The following is a 15,321-nucleotide window of genomic DNA, read 5'->3' as shown; positions in this document are numbered from 1 at the left end:
CTGGAGCGCGCCGAAATTGCTTAGGCGGCGCTGGCAGCCACGTCGGCCGCTGTTGTTTTTTCGGCTTCCGTTTGCCCGATGCGGCGGTTCACGGCGGACAGCACGGCCTTGAACGAGGCGGTGACGATATTGCTGTCGATGGCGGCGCCGAACAGGGTCGGGCCGTTGTCGAGGCGCAATTCCACGTAGCAAGCCGCTTGCGCATTGGCGCCGGAGCCGATCGAATGCTCATGGTAATCCATCAGCTTGATGTCCAGGCCCAGCGCATTGACGAAGGCATCGATGGGACCGTTGCCGCCGCCTTGCAGGGCCAGCGGCGTCTGGCGGTGCGACAGGCTGATGTCGATCTGCACGGATTCGTCGCTGCTCGTGTCCTCCACCATGCGGTGCGAAGCGTAGGCGTACGGCGCCGTCTGCTCCAGGTATTCGCGCTGGAAGATGTCGTGGATATCCTGCGCGGCGATTTCGCGGCCCGTGGCGTCGGCCACGGCTTGCACGGCGCGCGAGAATTCGATCTGCAGGCGGCGCGGCAAGACCAGGCCGTATTCCTGTTCCAGCAAGTACGCCATGCCGCCCTTGCCGGACTGGCTGTTGACGCGGATCACGGCGTCGTAGCTGCGGCCCAGGTCGGCCGGGTCGATCGGCAGGTACGGTACTTCCCAGATGGCGCCGGCTTCTTGCTTGGCGAAACCTTTCTTGATCGCATCCTGGTGCGAACCGGAGAAAGCCGTGAACACGAGGTCGCCCGCATACGGGTGGCGCGGGTGGACGGGCAACTGGTTGCATTCTTCCACGCACTTGCGCACGGTATCGATGTCGGAGAAATCCAGGCCCGGATGCACGCCTTGCGTGTACAGATTCATCGCCAGGGTGACGAGGTCGACGTTGCCGGTGCGCTCGCCGTTGCCGAACAAACAGCCTTCCACGCGGTCGGCGCCCGCCATCACGGCCAGCTCGGCCGACGCGACGGCCGTGCCGCGGTCGTTATGCGGGTGCACGCTGATGATGATGGAATCGCGGCGGGCCAGCTTGCGCGACATCCATTCGATCTGGTCCGCATACACGTTGGGCGTGCTGCATTCCACGGTCGACGGCAGGTTGATGATCATCTTGTTGGCCGGCGTCGGCTTCCAGATGGCGCTGACGGCGTCGCAGATATGCTTGGAGAAATCGAGTTCCGTGGTGGAGAACGATTCCGGCGTGTATTCGAAACCCCATTCCGTTTCCGGATGCTGCGCCACCAATTGCTTCACGAGGGTGGTGCCGGTGGTGGCGATATTCGTGATTTCTTCGCGCGACATGCCGAACACGACCTTGCGGAATACGGGCGCCACGGAGTTGTACAGGTGGACGATGGCGCGCTTGGCGCCGACGACGGACTCCACTGTGCGGCGGATCAGCTCTTCGCGCGACTGGGTCAGCACGATGATGGTGACGTCGTCCGGGATGCGGCCTTCATCGACGAGCTTGCGGACGAAATCGAAATCCGTCTGCGATGCCGATGGGAAACCCACTTCGATTTCCTTCAGGCCGATGGCGATCAGCATGTCGAAGAACCGCAGCTTCTTTTCCGCGCTCATCGGCTCGATCAGCGACTGGTTGCCGTCGCGCAAGTCGGTGCTCATCCAGATAGGCGGTTTGCTGATGATCTGGTTTGGCCATTGACGGTCGGTCAATTTGACGGGAGGAAAGGCGCGGTATTTGGAAGCTGGGTTTTGCAACATCATGATCGGGTACTCCTGAAGATAGGGGGAAATCAATGGTTGTGGCGCAAGCTTGCCGGGCGGCCACGCAACACTAGGCCAGGCAAGCGATCGGTAGCGATAGCAGTGCAGCGACGATGCCAGCGGGGGCGGTCGCAGTGGGGATTACGTGTACGAATGGGGATGGTGCAAACATCATCAAACCTTCCAGGGTTTTTGAAACACGCCGGCGTGTGGCCAGGCGAAGCAATGCGGCAAACTTATGCGCGTGCTAGTAGTAGTCGCGATAGCGACAGCAGGGAAGGGGAGGAATGTTTGAAGGAGGACATGCACTTAATGTACGGGAAATCAGGCGGGGCTGTCAAGCGTTTCCGTTCTACACGTAATGCACGTGCGCCGCCCCGTCCGGCGCATCTTGCGCCATGCGCGCCAGGATGCGCTGCAGGATGGTCGCTTCGTCGGGCAGGCGCGCGGCGAAGGCTGGCCAGCCGCGCAGCTCCAGTTGTTGCGGCATGTCCACCAGGCCCGTGATGGCATCGTGGAAAGCATCCCAGTTCATGCCATAGAAGGAAGGAAAACCCAGTGCGGCGGCCAGCGCCGCGTGCAGCTGGCGCGGCGAGTTGATATCGCTCAAGTCGATTGACACAAGGGTTGGTCTCTTCACACTATTCCCTTGAGCAAGTTCTGCAGGTTTGCACGCATGCCGGCGACCACCGTTTCGTGCCGTTCCAGGATAGCGGGCGCATCCTGGAATGGCGCCGGGTCCAGATACAGGCGTGGCAAGTCGGCCACGGCCACGCCGCGCGGGCCGCCGCGCAGGATGTCGTCCGCATGCTGCTGGATCGAGTTGACGGCCGCCTGGATGCGCGGCGTCGCGGAGGCGGCCAGGCAGGCGGCCAGCGCGGCGTCGAGTTCGGCGCGCGCGGGTGTCTGCGGCAGTACGGGGGCGGCGATCTGTTCCAGCGGCGACATGTTGACGGCCGGCTTGCGGTAGGCGAGCAAGGTGTCGAGCGCCATCAGCCGGTGCGGGCCGCCGCGCTGCAGCCAGTCCAGGATGCGCGGCCACGGCGTGCCCAGCAGCGCCGCCGCCACGCCCCATTGTCCCGCCACGGGCGAGCCCACATTGGCGTCGATCCAGGCGAGGGCGGCCGGATTGCCCGTGTAGGCCAGCAAGGTGGCGTTCGACGAGCGCAGCGCGGGCGCCTGCGTGGCGAGGATGGCGGTCAGCCAGGCGAGGGCGCCGTCGGGCGGCTGCTGCGATAGCTGTTGGGTAAACGGGTCGCTCAAGGCGCGGCTGTCGGAAAATTGATATGCGTCAGACATGTTCTGTGATTCGGCGAGTGAGAAGAGTTTATAGGTTGACTGCCTGCCAGGCCAGGGGCAGGGTTGAGCAAGCAGGGTTGAGCAATACATCGGACGCTGCGACGCCGGAGGGTTGGCGGCTACTGCGCCGATTTTTGGCAGCGTGCGGAAAAGTGCATGGTGGCGCTGTTTTCAAACGGGGAATTGATCTCGCCCTTTACCTCCTTCAATTTGCCGCTAAAGCGCATGGTCAGCGGGCCGCTGGCCGGTCCCGCGTCATATGTGCAGGCGAGGTTGTCGCCGCTTTGCCGGCAGTCGTAGAAGTTGCTCGCCTTGCCGCGCTCGTCAACCATGAGGGTGCCTTGCGCCCCGTGCTGGTCGGGGGCGTCAAAGCTGAGCGCTATCGTGTGCTCCCCCGGATCCATGGGCATCTGCAAGTTCCCCGTACAGGTAAAGCCCGCCATTTTCTCCGCGATGTTATTGGCACCCTGTGTCGCCGCGACGGCGTTGGCGCCGGCCGCACCCAGCAGGGCGGCAGCGAGCAGGCATGGATGGGCGATGAGGCGTAACAGGTCTGTTTTCATAAGCCGATCAATATAGGTTGGCTTGCGGCGCCAGGCTGGTGCGCGCAATAAATTATATTAAAAACAACATTAATGATGCGGTAAGCCAGGCGCCAGTCTAGCAGCCGCAGTGGCGCGCACGATTCAGAATCTTGTCATTTATAAACATTTAAGGCGGCCTTCAGTGCGGGCGGCCCCGCTTGCGCTACAATCGGCTCTCCTTTGTTGCCACTGCCGCGCGCGGTTCTCATTCTCCACCATGTTCCCTAAACGCCTGACCCTGCTTGCCCTGGCCGCCTTTGCGCTGGCCGGCTGCGAAACCACCGCCCCGAAACCTATCCAGGTATTGACGCCACCCGAGTCCATCGTCGTCACGCCACGCAAGATCAAGATCGGCCTGGCCTTGGGCGGCGGCGCGGCGCGCGGTTTCGCGCATATCGGCGTGATCAAGGCGCTCGAATCGCAGGGCATCAACGCCGACATCGTCACGGGCACCAGCGCGGGCAGCGTGGTGGGCGCCATGTATGCGGCGGGCAATTCCGGCTTCGCCCTGCAAAAGATGGCGTTCGACATGGACGAGGCGGCCATTTCCGACTGGGCCTTGCCCCTGTTCGGCAAGTCGTCCGGCGTGCTGAAAGGCGAAGCGCTGCAAAGCTATGTCAACAAGGCCGTGGGCGGCGTGCCGCTGGAAAAACTGAAAATTCCGTTTGGCGTGGTGGCGACCGACCTCAAAAATGGCCAGCCGATCCTGTTCCAGCGCGGCAACACCGGCATGGCCGTGCGCGCCTCGTCGGCCGTGCCCGGCGTGTTCCAGCCCGTGACGATCGCGGGCCACACCTATGTCGATGGCGGCCTCGTCGCTCCCGTGCCCGTGCGCTTCGCGCGCGACATGGGCGCCGATTTCATCATCGCCGTGAATATTTCGTCGCAAACGGATACGCAAAAGGCCATCAGCTCGATGGAAGTGCTGATGCAGACCTTCGCTATCATGGGCCAGCGCATCAACCAGTTCGAGCTGAAGGATGCGGACGTGGTGATCCAGCCCAGCCTGGGCACCATGAAGGGCAACGATTTCAACAGCCGCAACCAGGCGATCCTGGCGGGCGAGCAGGCGACCTTTGCCGTGATGGCGCAGCTCAAGCAAAAGCTGAAAGCCAAGCGCGAGCAGTAGGGGATAGCGCCGCTGCGCATTTCGTATACAATTTTGATTCAACATAACAAGGATGCACCATGCAATCGAAACCGATTTTGACCCTGGACGACGTAAAGAAAATCGCTGCCGCCGCCGAAGCGGAAGCGGTCAAGAATAACTGGGCGGTCACGATCGCCATCGTCGACGACGGCGGCCACCTGCTGTGGCTGCAGCGCATGGATGGCGTGGCGCCGATCTCGTCGCACATCGCCCCATCGAAAGCCAAGACGGCCGCGCTGGGCCGCCGCGAATCGCGCATCTATGAAGAGATGATCAACGGCGGCCGCGTCTCGTTCCTGAGCGCGCCGGAAATCGACGGCTTGCTGGAAGGCGGCGTGCCCATCGTGTTCGATGGCCACTACGTGGGCGCCGTCGGCGTCTCGGGCGTCAAGTCGGCGGAAGATGCGCAAATCGCGAAAGCGGGCATTGCGGCCCTGACGGCCTAAGTAGTAGCCGCAGTTGCAGAATGAGCCGCCCCGCGCAAGCCGGGCGGCTTTTTTCATGGGGCGGGGGATTTATGCTGCTGCGCAAAAAAATGCCGCCGATTCCGAGTTTTCTTCCTTGTGGAAAAGCTTCCTTTTGGTTATAATTCAAAGGTTTAGCCAATCACACATATACCGTAGCGACTACCCATCCCCTCATTCAAAATGACCGTTGAAACACCCTGAGTGCATCTGGCTCGGGTATCTAGGCGGTCGGTCTGACGTGGCGCAGCTACGGTAACTTTATCAGGAGTTGCCCTTGCCGCCATTTTTTTCTGGCCCTGCCGTTCCAGCCATATTAGCGCTTGCTGATGGAACGATCTTTAAAGGTTTTTCGATCGGTGCCGCCGGTCATACCACGGGCGAGGTTGTTTTCAACACCTCGATGACCGGGTATCAGGAAATCCTTACCGACCCAAGCTATTGCCGCCAGATGGTCACCCTGACCTATCCGCATATCGGCAATACGGGCGTCAATCCGGAAGACGTCGAATCTTCCAAGGTTCACGCCGCTGGCCTCATCATCCGCGATCTGCCATTGCTGGCATCCAGTTTCCGTTCCACCCTCTCCCTGTCCGATTACCTGAAAGCTGAAAATATCGTCGCCATCGCCGGCATCGATACTCGCAAGCTCACGCGCATCCTGCGTGAAAAAGGTGCGCAGGGCGGCGCCATCCTCGTCGGTACGCAAGGCAACGAGCCATCCGCCGCGCAAGCGCTGGAACTGGCCCGTTCCTTCCCCGGCCTGGCCGGCATGGACCTGGCCAAGGTCGTGTCCAGCAAGGATGCCTACGAGTACCGCGAAACGGAATGGACCTTGGGCGAAGGCTATGGCCAGCTGGCCGACGCGGACGCGAAATACCACGTGGTCGCCTTCGACTACGGCGTCAAGCGCAATATCCTGCGCATGCTGACGGCGCGCGGCTGCAAAGTCACCGTGCTGCCCGCGCAAGCGACGGCTGCCGACGCCCTGGCGCTCAATCCGGACGGCATCTTCCTGTCGAACGGCCCCGGCGACCCGGAACCGTGCGACTACGCCATCGCGGCGACCAAGGAATTGATTGAGAAGGGCATCCCGACCTTCGGCATCTGCCTCGGCCACCAGATCATGGCGATCGCTTCCGGCGCGAAAACGCTGAAGATGAAGTTCGGCCACCACGGCGCCAACCACCCGGTGCAAGACCTGGAAACGAAACAGGTCTTGATCACCTCGCAAAACCACGGTTTCGCAGTCGACGCGGCAACCTTGCCCGCGAACTGCCGCGTGACCCATGAATCGCTGTTCGACGGTTCCCTGCAGGGCTTTGCCCGCACGGACAAGCCGGCCTTCTGCTTCCAGGGCCACCCTGAAGCGTCGCCGGGCCCGATGGATGTTGCTTACCTGTTTGACCGCTTCATCAACTTGATGGCTGCGGAGGAGAAAAAGAAAAATGCCTAAACGTTTAGATATCAAAAGTATTCTGATTATTGGCGCTGGCCCGATCGTGATCGGCCAGGCCTGCGAATTCGATTATTCCGGCGCGCAAGCGTGCAAGGCCCTGCGCGAAGAGGGCTACAAAGTCATCCTGGTCAACAGCAATCCTGCGACCATCATGACCGATCCGGAAATGGCCGACGTGACCTATATCGAACCGATCACCTGGTCGGTCGTTGAACGCATCATCGCCAAGGAGCGTCCTGACGCCATCCTGCCGACGATGGGCGGCCAGACGGCGCTGAACTGCGCGCTGGACCTGTTCAACAATGGCGTGCTGGCAAAATACAACGTCGAGCTGATCGGCGCGTCGCCGGAAGCCATCGACAAGGCGGAAGACCGTTCCAAGTTCAAGGACGCGATGACCAAGATCGGCCTCGGTTCGGCCCGTTCCGGCGTGGCGCACTCGATGGAAGAATCGTGGGCTGTGCAGCGCACCCTGGGCTTCCCGACCATCATCCGCCCGTCGTTCACCATGGGCGGCTCCGGCGGCGGCATCGCCTACAACGAAGAAGAATTCGAAACCATCTGCAAGCGCGGCCTGGAAGCTTCGCCGACGAAAGAGTTGCTGATCGAAGAATCGTTGCTGGGCTGGAAAGAGTACGAGATGGAAGTGGTGCGCGACAAGGCGGACAACTGCATCATCATTTGCTCGATCGAAAACCTCGACCCGATGGGCGTGCACACGGGCGACTCCATCACGGTTGCGCCAGCGCAAACCTTGACGGACAAGGAATACCAGATCATGCGCAATGCCAGTCTGGCAGTGCTGCGCGAGATCGGCGTCGACACGGGTGGCTCGAACGTGCAATTTTCGATCAACCCTGTCGATGGCCGCATGATCGTCATCGAGATGAACCCGCGCGTATCGCGTTCGTCGGCCCTGGCATCGAAAGCGACGGGTTTCCCGATCGCCAAGATCGCCGCCAAGCTGGCCGTCGGTTTCACCCTGGACGAGCTGCGCAATGAAATCACGGGCGGCGCCACGCCGGCATCGTTCGAACCGTCGATCGATTACGTCGTCACCAAGATTCCCCGTTTCACGTTCGAGAAATTCCCGACCGCCGACCACCACCTGACGACGCAGATGAAATCCGTCGGCGAAGTGATGGCCATCGGCCGTACCTTCCAGGAATCGTTCCAGAAAGCCTTGCGCGGCCTGGAAGTGGGCGTGGACGGCATGAATGAAAAGACCAAGGACCGCGAAAAGATCGAAGAAGAACTGGGCGAGCCTGGTCCTGAGCGCATCTGGTACGTGGGCGATGCGTTTGCCCAAGGTTTCACTTTGGAAGAAGTGCACAACCTGACGAAGATCGACCCATGGTTCTTGATCCAGATCAAGGAAATCGTCGACCTGGAACTGTGGCTCGATACGCAAAAGCTGGAAAACCTGGACAAGAACACCCTGTACAAGTTGAAACAGAAGGGCTTCTCGGACCGCCGCCTGGGCTTCCTGCTGCAGACGACCGACACGGCCGTGCGCCAGCAGCGCCATGCGCTGAACATCCGTCCCGTCTACAAGCGCGTCGACACGTGCGCGGCCGAGTTCTCGACCGACACGGCGTACATGTACTCCACGTACGACGAAGAGTGCGAATCGAATCCGACCGACAAGAAAAAGATCATGGTGCTGGGCGGTGGCCCGAACCGTATCGGCCAGGGTATCGAGTTTGACTATTGCTGCGTCCACGCGGCCCTCGCCATGCGCGAAGACGGCTACGAAACCATCATGGTCAATTGCAACCCAGAAACGGTTTCGACCGACTACGATACCTCGGACCGTCTGTACTTCGAATCCTTGACGCTGGAAGACGTGCTGGAAATCGTCGCCATCGAAAAACCGGTGGGCGTGATCGTGCAGTACGGCGGCCAGACGCCTTTGAAGCTGGCGCTGGACCTGGAGGCGAATGGCGTGCCCATCATCGGTACCTCGCCCGACATGATCGATGCGGCCGAAGACCGTGAACGTTTCCAGCAAATGCTGCACAAGCTGGAACTGCGCCAGCCGCCTAACCGCACCGCGCGCACGGAAGCCGACGCTTTGGCGCTGGCGCAGGAAATCGGTTATCCGCTGGTCGTGCGTCCATCGTACGTGCTGGGCGGCCGCGCCATGGAAATCGTCCACGAGCAACGCGACCTCGAGCGCTACATGCGCGAAGCCGTGAAGGTTTCGCACGATTCGCCGGTGCTGCTGGACCGCTTCCTGAACGACGCCATCGAGTGCGACGTCGATTGCATTTCCGACGGCGAAACGACGTTCATCGGCGGCGTGATGGAACACATCGAACAGGCTGGCGTCCACTCGGGCGACTCGGCTTGCTCCTTGCCGCCATACTCGTTGGCACCGGAAACCATTGAAGAACTGAAACGCCAGACGGCGCTGATGGCCAAGGGCTTGAATGTGGTTGGCCTGATGAACGTGCAGTTCGCGATCCAGAAGCAAGAGATCGATGGCCAACTGAAAGACGTCGTCTTCGTGCTGGAAGTCAATCCACGCGCTTCGCGCACCGTGCCTTTCGTCTCGAAAGCCACCGGCTTGCAACTGGCGAAGATCGCCGCGCGCTGCATGGTGGGCCAGTCGCTGGCGTCGCAAGGCATCACGCAGGAAGTCGTGCCGCCATACTTCAGCGTCAAGGAAGCCGTGTTCCCGTTCGTCAAGTTCCCTGGCGTGGACACCATCCTGGGCCCTGAAATGAAATCGACGGGCGAAGTCATGGGCGTGGGCCTGACGTTCGGCGAAGCGTTTGTGAAATCGCAACTGGGCGCCGGCGTGAACCTGCCAAAATCGGGCAAGGTCTTCATCAGCGTGAAAGCGTCGGACAAGCCGCGCGCCGTGCAAGTGGCGCGTGACTTGGTCGAGTCCGGCTTCACCGTGGTCGCCACCAAGGGTACCGCCGCCGTGATCGCTGCTGCCGGCATCGCCGTCACGCCAGTGAACAAGGTGATCGAAGGCCGTCCGCACGTGGTCGACATGATCAAGAACCATGAAATCGTGCTGGTGATCAACACCGTGGAAGAAAAACGCAGCGCCATCGTCGATTCGCGGGCCATCCGCACGTCGGCCCTGGCGTCGCGCGTGACGACCTACACCACCATCGCCGGCGCGGAAGCGGCCGTCGAAGGCATCCGCCACCTGGATGAGCTGCGTGTGTACGATTTGCAAGGTCTGCACAAGACCTTGAACTAAGTGCGTTTGCAGTGGCCGCCGTTAGGCGGTACACTGCATGCTTATCAACCACAGAGTTCCGTGCAGAGCAGCGCGCGGCCTCTGTGGTTTTCACTTGGTAAGTCCGTTAACCGTGGCAAAACACGGACAGCGGCGCCGATAACTAGCAGATAGTAGAGATAACATGACCTCAGTCCCATTGACCAAATACGGCGCAGAACTCTTGAAGGAAGAGCTGCATCATTTGAAGACCAAGGAACGCCGCATCGTCATCGATGCGATCGCCGAAGCGCGTTCGCACGGAGATTTGTCGGAAAACGCCGAGTACGATGCCGCCAAGGAACGCCAGGCCTTCGTCGAAGGCCGCATCGCCGAGCTCGAAGGCAAGCTGGGCGCAGCGCAAATCATCGACCCGACCGCGCTCGACGCGGAAGGCCGCGTGGTGTTTGCCTCGACCGTGAACCTGGAAGACCTGGAATCGGGCCAGAAAGTCACGTACCAGATCGTCGGCCTCGATGAAGCCGACTTGAAAATGAACAAGGTTTCCGTGACGTCCCCGATCGCCCGCGCGCTGATCGGCAAGTACGCCGGCGACGTGGTGGAAGTGCAGGCGCCGTCCGGCCCGCGTGAATACGAAATCCTGGAAGTGCTGTACATCTGATGCTGACGCGCGTGCGCCTCCTCGTTGCCACCCTGTGGGCCGGCAGCCTGTGGACCATCGGCTTCATCGTGGCGCCCACCCTGTTCGGCACCCTCAGTGACCGCGTGCTGGCGGGCAATATTGCTGGCAGCATGTTCCGCGCCGAGGCCTGGCTGTCCATCGCCTGTGCGCTGGTGCTGCTGGCCCTGTTGCAATGGGCTCCCGGCGCGCTGGAACTCAAGCGCCGCCGTTTGCTGGCCGCATTGGTACTGTCGATGCTGGTGTGCGCGCTGCTCAGCCATTTCGGCATTTCGCCCCTGATGGCCGAACTCAAGGCGCAAGCGCCGTCGGGCATCATGGACGAGGCCATGCGCAGCCGCTTCGGCATGCTGCATGGCGTGTCGACCCTGATCTTTGCCGTGCAGAGCCTGCTGGCGGGCGTGCTGATCTGGAAGCAACAGTAATCTTGATTCAGCAGCAATAAAAAAGCGGAGCAGGGAATATCCCGTGCTCCGCTTCTTGTTTCAAGCCCGGCCGCCTTGCGGTGGCCGGGTGAACAGGCTTACTTGCTGCCCAGTGCGCTTTTCTTGGCGCTTTTCTGACGTGGCTTGGCACGCTTGATGGAACCGCCTTCGGTAACGCGCTCATTGCCCTTGATCATGACTTTCGTCACGCTCGGGCGCTTGGTGCCGCTGGCGCTGGCCTTGACGATGGTCACTTCGCGCATGCCTTTGCCGGCGCTGACCTTCTCCTTAACCACTTCTTTTTTCGGACGGTAGATTACCAGCAGTTTGCCAATATGTTGTACCGGGGCGGCGCCGAGATTGCCGCAAATCGTATCGTACATTCCGACGCGGGCTTCGCGGTCGTCGCCGAACACGCGGACTTTAATCAGACCGTGCGAATCCAGGCCAAGGTCGATCTCTTTGAGGACAGCAGGTGTCAAGCCCGCTTCGCCAATAATGACGATAGGCTTCAGCGCGTGTGCTTCGGCGCGCAGTGCGCTGCGCTCTACGGGTGTAAGTTTTAGCATAATAATATTTAGTAATTCCCTTAAAAGCAGTATTCTACGCGAATGGCAAAGAAGAAATTAAACAAAAACTGGTTGCACGACCACATAAATGATCCATATGTGAAGTTGGCGCAAAAAGAGGGCTACCGCGCCCGGGCAGCATACAAGCTGAAAGAAATCGATGAAGACGAGAAACTGATCAAACCTGGCCAGGTGATCGTCGACCTGGGTTGCACTCCTGGCAGCTGGGCCCAGTACACGCGGCGCAAGCTGGCCGGCAAGGACGGCGGCGGGGTCAATGGTACCCTGATTGGCCTGGACATGCTGGAAATGGAGCCGATCGCCGATTTCCACTTCATCCAGGGCGACTTCCGCGAAGCGCGCGTGCTGCGCCAGCTGGAAGTGGTGTTGCAGGGCCGCAAGGTCGACCTGGTCCTGTCGGACATGGCGCCCAACCTGTCGGGCATCGCCACGGCGGATGCCGCGCGCATGGAACACTTGATCGACCTGGCCATCGAATTCTCGCAATTGCACCTGAAGCCGTCTGGCGTGCTGCTGGTGAAATGCTTCAAGGACATGGGTTTCAGCCAGATCGTGGAGAAATTCCGCGCCGAATTCAAGGTCGTCGTGCAGAAAAAGCCCAAGGCCAGCCGCGATAAATCGTCGGAAATCTTCCTGATGGGCCGTGGAATCAAGAATCCGCTGAAAAATGCCGTGGAAGAAGATGATTCCGCCCTTGATATTTAAGAGGGAATCCGCACATGGGAACGAGAAGTGCAGTAGCGTCTGATGGCATAAAAGCCTAAATTGTTTATACTGCATTTTTTTGCGTGAACGCGATTTTTTCGCGCGCACGGATCGGCGGGCTTTGGCACGGCCCGCTTATTGCGAGTAAAATCGTGTTTCTAGCTATAGGTAAAGAGATGCGCACTGCATCCAAGGAGTCTTCGTGAATAACATGTTTTCCAAATCTGCCATCTGGGTAGTCGTATTGCTGCTGTTGTTCATGCTGTTCAAGCAATTCGACAGTCATGGCGCCACAGGCGGCAGCAAGGCCATCGCTTATTCCGATTTGCTGGATGAAGTCAAAGCCAAGCGCGTCAAGGATGTCGTGATCGAAGGTTCGTCGATCACCGCCAAGCTGATGGACGACACCAAGGTGCGTACCACCGCCACCAGCCTCGACAAGGGCCTGATCGGCGACTTGCGCGACAATGGCGTGCATTTCGATGTGCGTCCGCCCGAGGAAGCGTCTTTCCTGCAAACTATTTTTGTTTCCTGGTTCCCCATGCTGCTGTTGATCGGCGTCTGGGTCTTCTTCATGCGTCAGATGCAAGGCGGCGGCAAGGGCGGGGCATTCTCGTTCGGCAAGTCGAAGGCGCGCATGATGGATGAAGCCAGCAACACCGTCACCTTCGCCGATGTCGCCGGTTGCGACGAAGCGAAAGAAGAAGTCAACGAAGTGGTCGACTTCCTCAAGGATCCGAGCAAATTCCAGAAACTGGGCGGCCGCATTCCCCGCGGCGTACTGATGGTCGGTCCTCCGGGCACGGGTAAAACCCTGCTGGCGCGCGCCATCGCCGGCGAAGCCAAGGTGCCGTTCTTCTCGATTTCCGGTTCCGACTTCGTGGAAATGTTCGTCGGCGTGGGCGCCAGCCGCGTGCGCGACATGTTTGAAAACGCGAAAAAGCATTCGCCATGCATCATCTTCATCGACGAGATCGACGCTGTCGGCCGTCACCGCGGCGCCGGCATGGGCGGCGGCAATGACGAACGCGAACAGACCTTGAACCAGTTGCTGGTCGAGATGGACGGTTTTGAAGCGAACTCCGGCGTGATCGTCGTGGCCGCCACCAACCGCGCCGACGTGCTCGACAAAGCGCTGCTGCGTCCGGGCCGTTTCGACCGCCAGGTGTCCGTCGGCTTGCCCGATATCCGCGGCCGCGAGCAGATCTTGAACGTGCACATGCGCAAAGTACCTATCGGTACCGACGTGAAAGCCGATATCCTGGCCCGCGGCACCCCCGGTTTCTCGGGCGCGGACCTGGCCAACCTGGTCAACGAGGCAGCCCTTTTCGCTGCGCGCCGCAGCAAGCGCCTGGTGGAAATGGCGGACTTCGAAGATGCGAAAGACAAGATCTACATGGGTCCAGAGCGTAAATCGATGATCATCCGCGAGGAAGAGCGTCGCAATACGGCTTACCATGAGTCCGGTCACGCCGTCGTCGCCAAGCTGCTGCCGAAGGCCGATCCCGTGCACAAGGTAACGATCATGCCGCGCGGCTGGGCCCTGGGCCTGACGTGGCAGTTGCCGGAACACGACAACTTGTCCGCCTACAAGGACAAGATGCTGGAAGAAATTTCCATCCTGTTCGGCGGCCGTATCGCCGAAGAGATTTTCGTGGGACAAATGTCCACGGGCGCGTCGAACGACTTTTCGCGCGCCACCAAGCTGGCCCGTTCCATGGTGACCCGCTTCGGCATGTCCGACAGCATGGGCGTGATGGTCTACGAAGACAGCGAAAACGAAGGTTTCTTCGGCGGCGCCACGAAGACGATCTCGGAAGCGACGCAGCAAAAGGTCGATGCTGAAATCCGCAACATTCTCGACAAGCAATATGCTTTGGCGCGCACCTTGCTGGAAGGCAACCGCGACAAGGTCGAAATGATGACCAAAGCCTTGCTGGAATGGGAAACCATTGATGCAGAGCAAATCAATGACATCATGGCCGGCCTGGAGCCGCGTCCACCGAAAGTCATCCCGCCACGCCGCAATGCGGGCGACAGCGGCACGGGCGGCATCTCGCCTAACGTGACGGCGCCAGCCTGATAGCGACCACTGCCTGATTAGCGGCATGCAAGAGAAGGGTAAGGAGCAATCCTTGCCCTTTTTCGTTGCCGCCGCAGTTTTTTCCTGACGACTACAAAGATTTACATGCGACACTATTTGCAATTCGGCCGTTTCGGCTTCAACCTGCAGGGCACGCAGGCGCTGGTGATGGGTATCCTGAACATCACGCCCGACTCGTTTTCCGATGCGGGCCAGTACCAGCACCTGGAATTTGCCATTTCCCGCGCCGAGCAGATGATCATGGACGGTGTCGACATCATCGACATCGGCGGCGAATCGAGCCGTCCCGGCGCGCCGCCGCTGCCGCTGCAAGACGAGCTGCAGCGCGTCATGCCGGTGCTGTACGCCTTGCGCGACTGCGGCAAGCCCCTGTCCGTCGACACCTACAAGCCGGAAGTGATGCGCGAAGCCATCCTGGCGGGCGCCGACATGATCAACGATATCAACGGTTTCCGCGCGCCGGGCGCCGTCGACGCCGTGCGCGACAGCGATTGCGCGCTGTGCATCATGCACATGCAGAACGTGCCGGAAACCATGCAAGCCCAGCCGCAGTACGAAGACGTGGTGCGCGAAGTCATCGACTTCCTGCGCGAGCGCATCGACACGATGACGGCGGCCGGCATCGCCCGCGAGCGCCTGTGCGTCGATCCCGGCTTTGGCTTCGGCAAGACGGTGGAGCAGAACTACGCCTTATTGCGCGCCACGCGCCAGTTGCGCAGCGAACTGGGCCTGCCCGTGCTGGCCGGGCTGTCGCGCAAGTCGATGATCGGCGCCGTCACGGGACGTCCCGTCGAGCAGCGCCTGGCCGGCAGTGTCGCCGGTGCACTTGCTGCGGTAGCGCAAGGTGCGGAAATTATCCGTGTGCATGATGTAGCTGAAACCGTCGATGCACTGAAGGTCTGGCGCATGGCACACTGAGCCTGTAAGATTTATCAT

At 60.5% G+C, this 15,321-nt stretch carries 14 protein-coding genes; 9 read left to right on the top strand and 5 right to left on the bottom strand.

All coding sequences use genetic code 11. The features are described 5' to 3' along the window. Positions 1–20 precede the first annotated feature (20 nt). From leuA to O0879_RS07795, 4 genes are all read right to left on the bottom strand, one after another. On the bottom strand, positions 21–1,727 hold the full coding sequence (gene leuA / locus O0879_RS07810; RefSeq protein WP_099664506.1) for a 2-isopropylmalate synthase: 1,707 nt from the start codon (positions 1,725–1,727) through the stop codon (positions 21–23). Between the two features lie 352 nt (positions 1,728–2,079). Continuing rightward, positions 2,080–2,349: a barstar family protein gene (locus O0879_RS07805; RefSeq protein WP_289915755.1), complete on the bottom strand. Its 270-nt coding sequence runs from the start codon at positions 2,347–2,349 to the stop codon at positions 2,080–2,082. A gap of 14 nt (positions 2,350–2,363) precedes the next feature. Next, positions 2,364–3,026, bottom strand: a complete 663-nt coding sequence (locus tag O0879_RS07800) for a hypothetical protein (protein WP_289915754.1) — start codon at positions 3,024–3,026, stop codon at positions 2,364–2,366. Positions 3,027–3,145: 119 nt separating this feature from the next. Continuing rightward, positions 3,146–3,589, bottom strand: coding sequence for a hypothetical protein (locus tag O0879_RS07795; RefSeq protein WP_289911560.1), 444 nt, complete (start codon positions 3,587–3,589; stop codon positions 3,146–3,148). Positions 3,590–3,827: 238 nt separating this feature from the next. Between O0879_RS07795 and O0879_RS07790 the strand changes: the two genes are divergently transcribed. From O0879_RS07790 to O0879_RS07765, 6 genes are all read left to right on the top strand, one after another. Next, complete coding sequence (locus O0879_RS07790; RefSeq protein WP_289915753.1) at positions 3,828–4,739, top strand: patatin-like phospholipase family protein; 912 nt, start codon at positions 3,828–3,830, stop codon at positions 4,737–4,739. A gap of 59 nt (positions 4,740–4,798) precedes the next feature. Next, positions 4,799–5,206, top strand: coding sequence for a heme-binding protein (locus O0879_RS07785; protein ID WP_034786036.1), 408 nt, complete (start codon positions 4,799–4,801; stop codon positions 5,204–5,206). A gap of 295 nt (positions 5,207–5,501) precedes the next feature. Continuing rightward, a complete protein-coding gene (gene carA, locus O0879_RS07780) occupies positions 5,502–6,680 on the top strand; it encodes a glutamine-hydrolyzing carbamoyl-phosphate synthase small subunit (protein WP_251351224.1) in 1,179 nt (392 codons plus the stop codon). After that, positions 6,673–9,903, top strand: coding sequence for a carbamoyl-phosphate synthase large subunit (gene carB, locus O0879_RS07775; protein WP_099664494.1), 3,231 nt, complete (start codon positions 6,673–6,675; stop codon positions 9,901–9,903). The genes carA and carB overlap by 8 nt, the downstream gene beginning before the upstream one ends. A 163-nt stretch (positions 9,904–10,066) precedes the next feature. Then, positions 10,067–10,543: a transcription elongation factor GreA gene (gene greA / locus O0879_RS07770; RefSeq protein ID WP_034757428.1), complete on the top strand. Its 477-nt coding sequence runs from the start codon at positions 10,067–10,069 to the stop codon at positions 10,541–10,543. Next, positions 10,543–10,986, top strand: a complete 444-nt coding sequence (locus tag O0879_RS07765) for a DUF4149 domain-containing protein (RefSeq protein ID WP_289915752.1) — start codon at positions 10,543–10,545, stop codon at positions 10,984–10,986. Before greA ends, O0879_RS07765 begins: the two co-directional genes overlap by 1 nt. A 98-nt stretch (positions 10,987–11,084) precedes the next feature. On the opposite strand, the gene O0879_RS07760 is transcribed toward O0879_RS07765, so the two are convergent. Beyond that, entirely contained in the window at positions 11,085–11,555 is a 471-nt protein-coding gene (locus tag O0879_RS07760; RefSeq protein ID WP_010397237.1) for a YhbY family RNA-binding protein, read from the bottom strand. A 42-nt stretch (positions 11,556–11,597) separates the two neighbouring features. Here O0879_RS07760 and O0879_RS07755 point away from each other — a divergent pair, with 42 nt between their 5' ends. The 3 genes from O0879_RS07755 (at position 11,598) to folP (ending at position 15,303) form a co-directional block, all read left to right on the top strand. Continuing rightward, on the top strand, positions 11,598–12,281 hold the full coding sequence (locus O0879_RS07755; RefSeq protein ID WP_034757436.1) for an RlmE family RNA methyltransferase: 684 nt from the start codon (positions 11,598–11,600) through the stop codon (positions 12,279–12,281). Between the two features lie 202 nt (positions 12,282–12,483). After that, positions 12,484–14,364, top strand: a complete 1,881-nt coding sequence (gene ftsH, locus O0879_RS07750) for an ATP-dependent zinc metalloprotease FtsH (RefSeq protein WP_035817778.1) — start codon at positions 12,484–12,486, stop codon at positions 14,362–14,364. Positions 14,365–14,469: 105 nt separating this feature from the next. After that, entirely contained in the window at positions 14,470–15,303 is an 834-nt protein-coding gene (gene folP, locus O0879_RS07745; RefSeq protein WP_289915751.1) for a dihydropteroate synthase, read from the top strand. Positions 15,304–15,321 lie beyond the last annotated feature (18 nt).

The organism is Janthinobacterium sp. SUN120, assembly GCF_030397735.1.
Classification (GTDB): domain Bacteria; phylum Pseudomonadota; class Gammaproteobacteria; order Burkholderiales; family Burkholderiaceae_D; genus Janthinobacterium; species Janthinobacterium kumbetense.
Note: the sequence above shows the minus strand (reverse complement) of the source record. Positions and strands in the feature narration are given on the sequence as shown.

Excerpts from the sequence above, each read along its gene's own strand:
- leuA (WP_099664506.1), bottom strand. The coding sequence starts at position 1,727 with ATGATGTTGCAAAACCCAGCTTCCAAATACCGCGCCTTTCCTCCCGTC.
- O0879_RS07800 (WP_289915754.1), bottom strand. The coding sequence starts at position 3,026 with ATGTCTGACGCATATCAATTTTCCGACAGCCGCGCCTTGAGCGACCCG.
- O0879_RS07795 (WP_289911560.1), bottom strand. The coding sequence starts at position 3,589 with ATGAAAACAGACCTGTTACGCCTCATCGCCCATCCATGCCTGCTCGCT.
- O0879_RS07790 (WP_289915753.1), top strand. The coding sequence starts at position 3,828 with ATGTTCCCTAAACGCCTGACCCTGCTTGCCCTGGCCGCCTTTGCGCTG.
- O0879_RS07785 (WP_034786036.1), top strand. The coding sequence starts at position 4,799 with ATGCAATCGAAACCGATTTTGACCCTGGACGACGTAAAGAAAATCGCT.
- carB (WP_099664494.1), top strand. The coding sequence starts at position 6,673 with ATGCCTAAACGTTTAGATATCAAAAGTATTCTGATTATTGGCGCTGGC.
- greA (WP_034757428.1), top strand. The coding sequence starts at position 10,067 with ATGACCTCAGTCCCATTGACCAAATACGGCGCAGAACTCTTGAAGGAA.
- O0879_RS07765 (WP_289915752.1), top strand. The coding sequence starts at position 10,543 with ATGCTGACGCGCGTGCGCCTCCTCGTTGCCACCCTGTGGGCCGGCAGC.
- O0879_RS07760 (WP_010397237.1), bottom strand. The coding sequence starts at position 11,555 with ATGCTAAAACTTACACCCGTAGAGCGCAGCGCACTGCGCGCCGAAGCA.
- O0879_RS07755 (WP_034757436.1), top strand. The coding sequence starts at position 11,598 with ATGGCAAAGAAGAAATTAAACAAAAACTGGTTGCACGACCACATAAAT.
- folP (WP_289915751.1), top strand. The coding sequence starts at position 14,470 with ATGCGACACTATTTGCAATTCGGCCGTTTCGGCTTCAACCTGCAGGGC.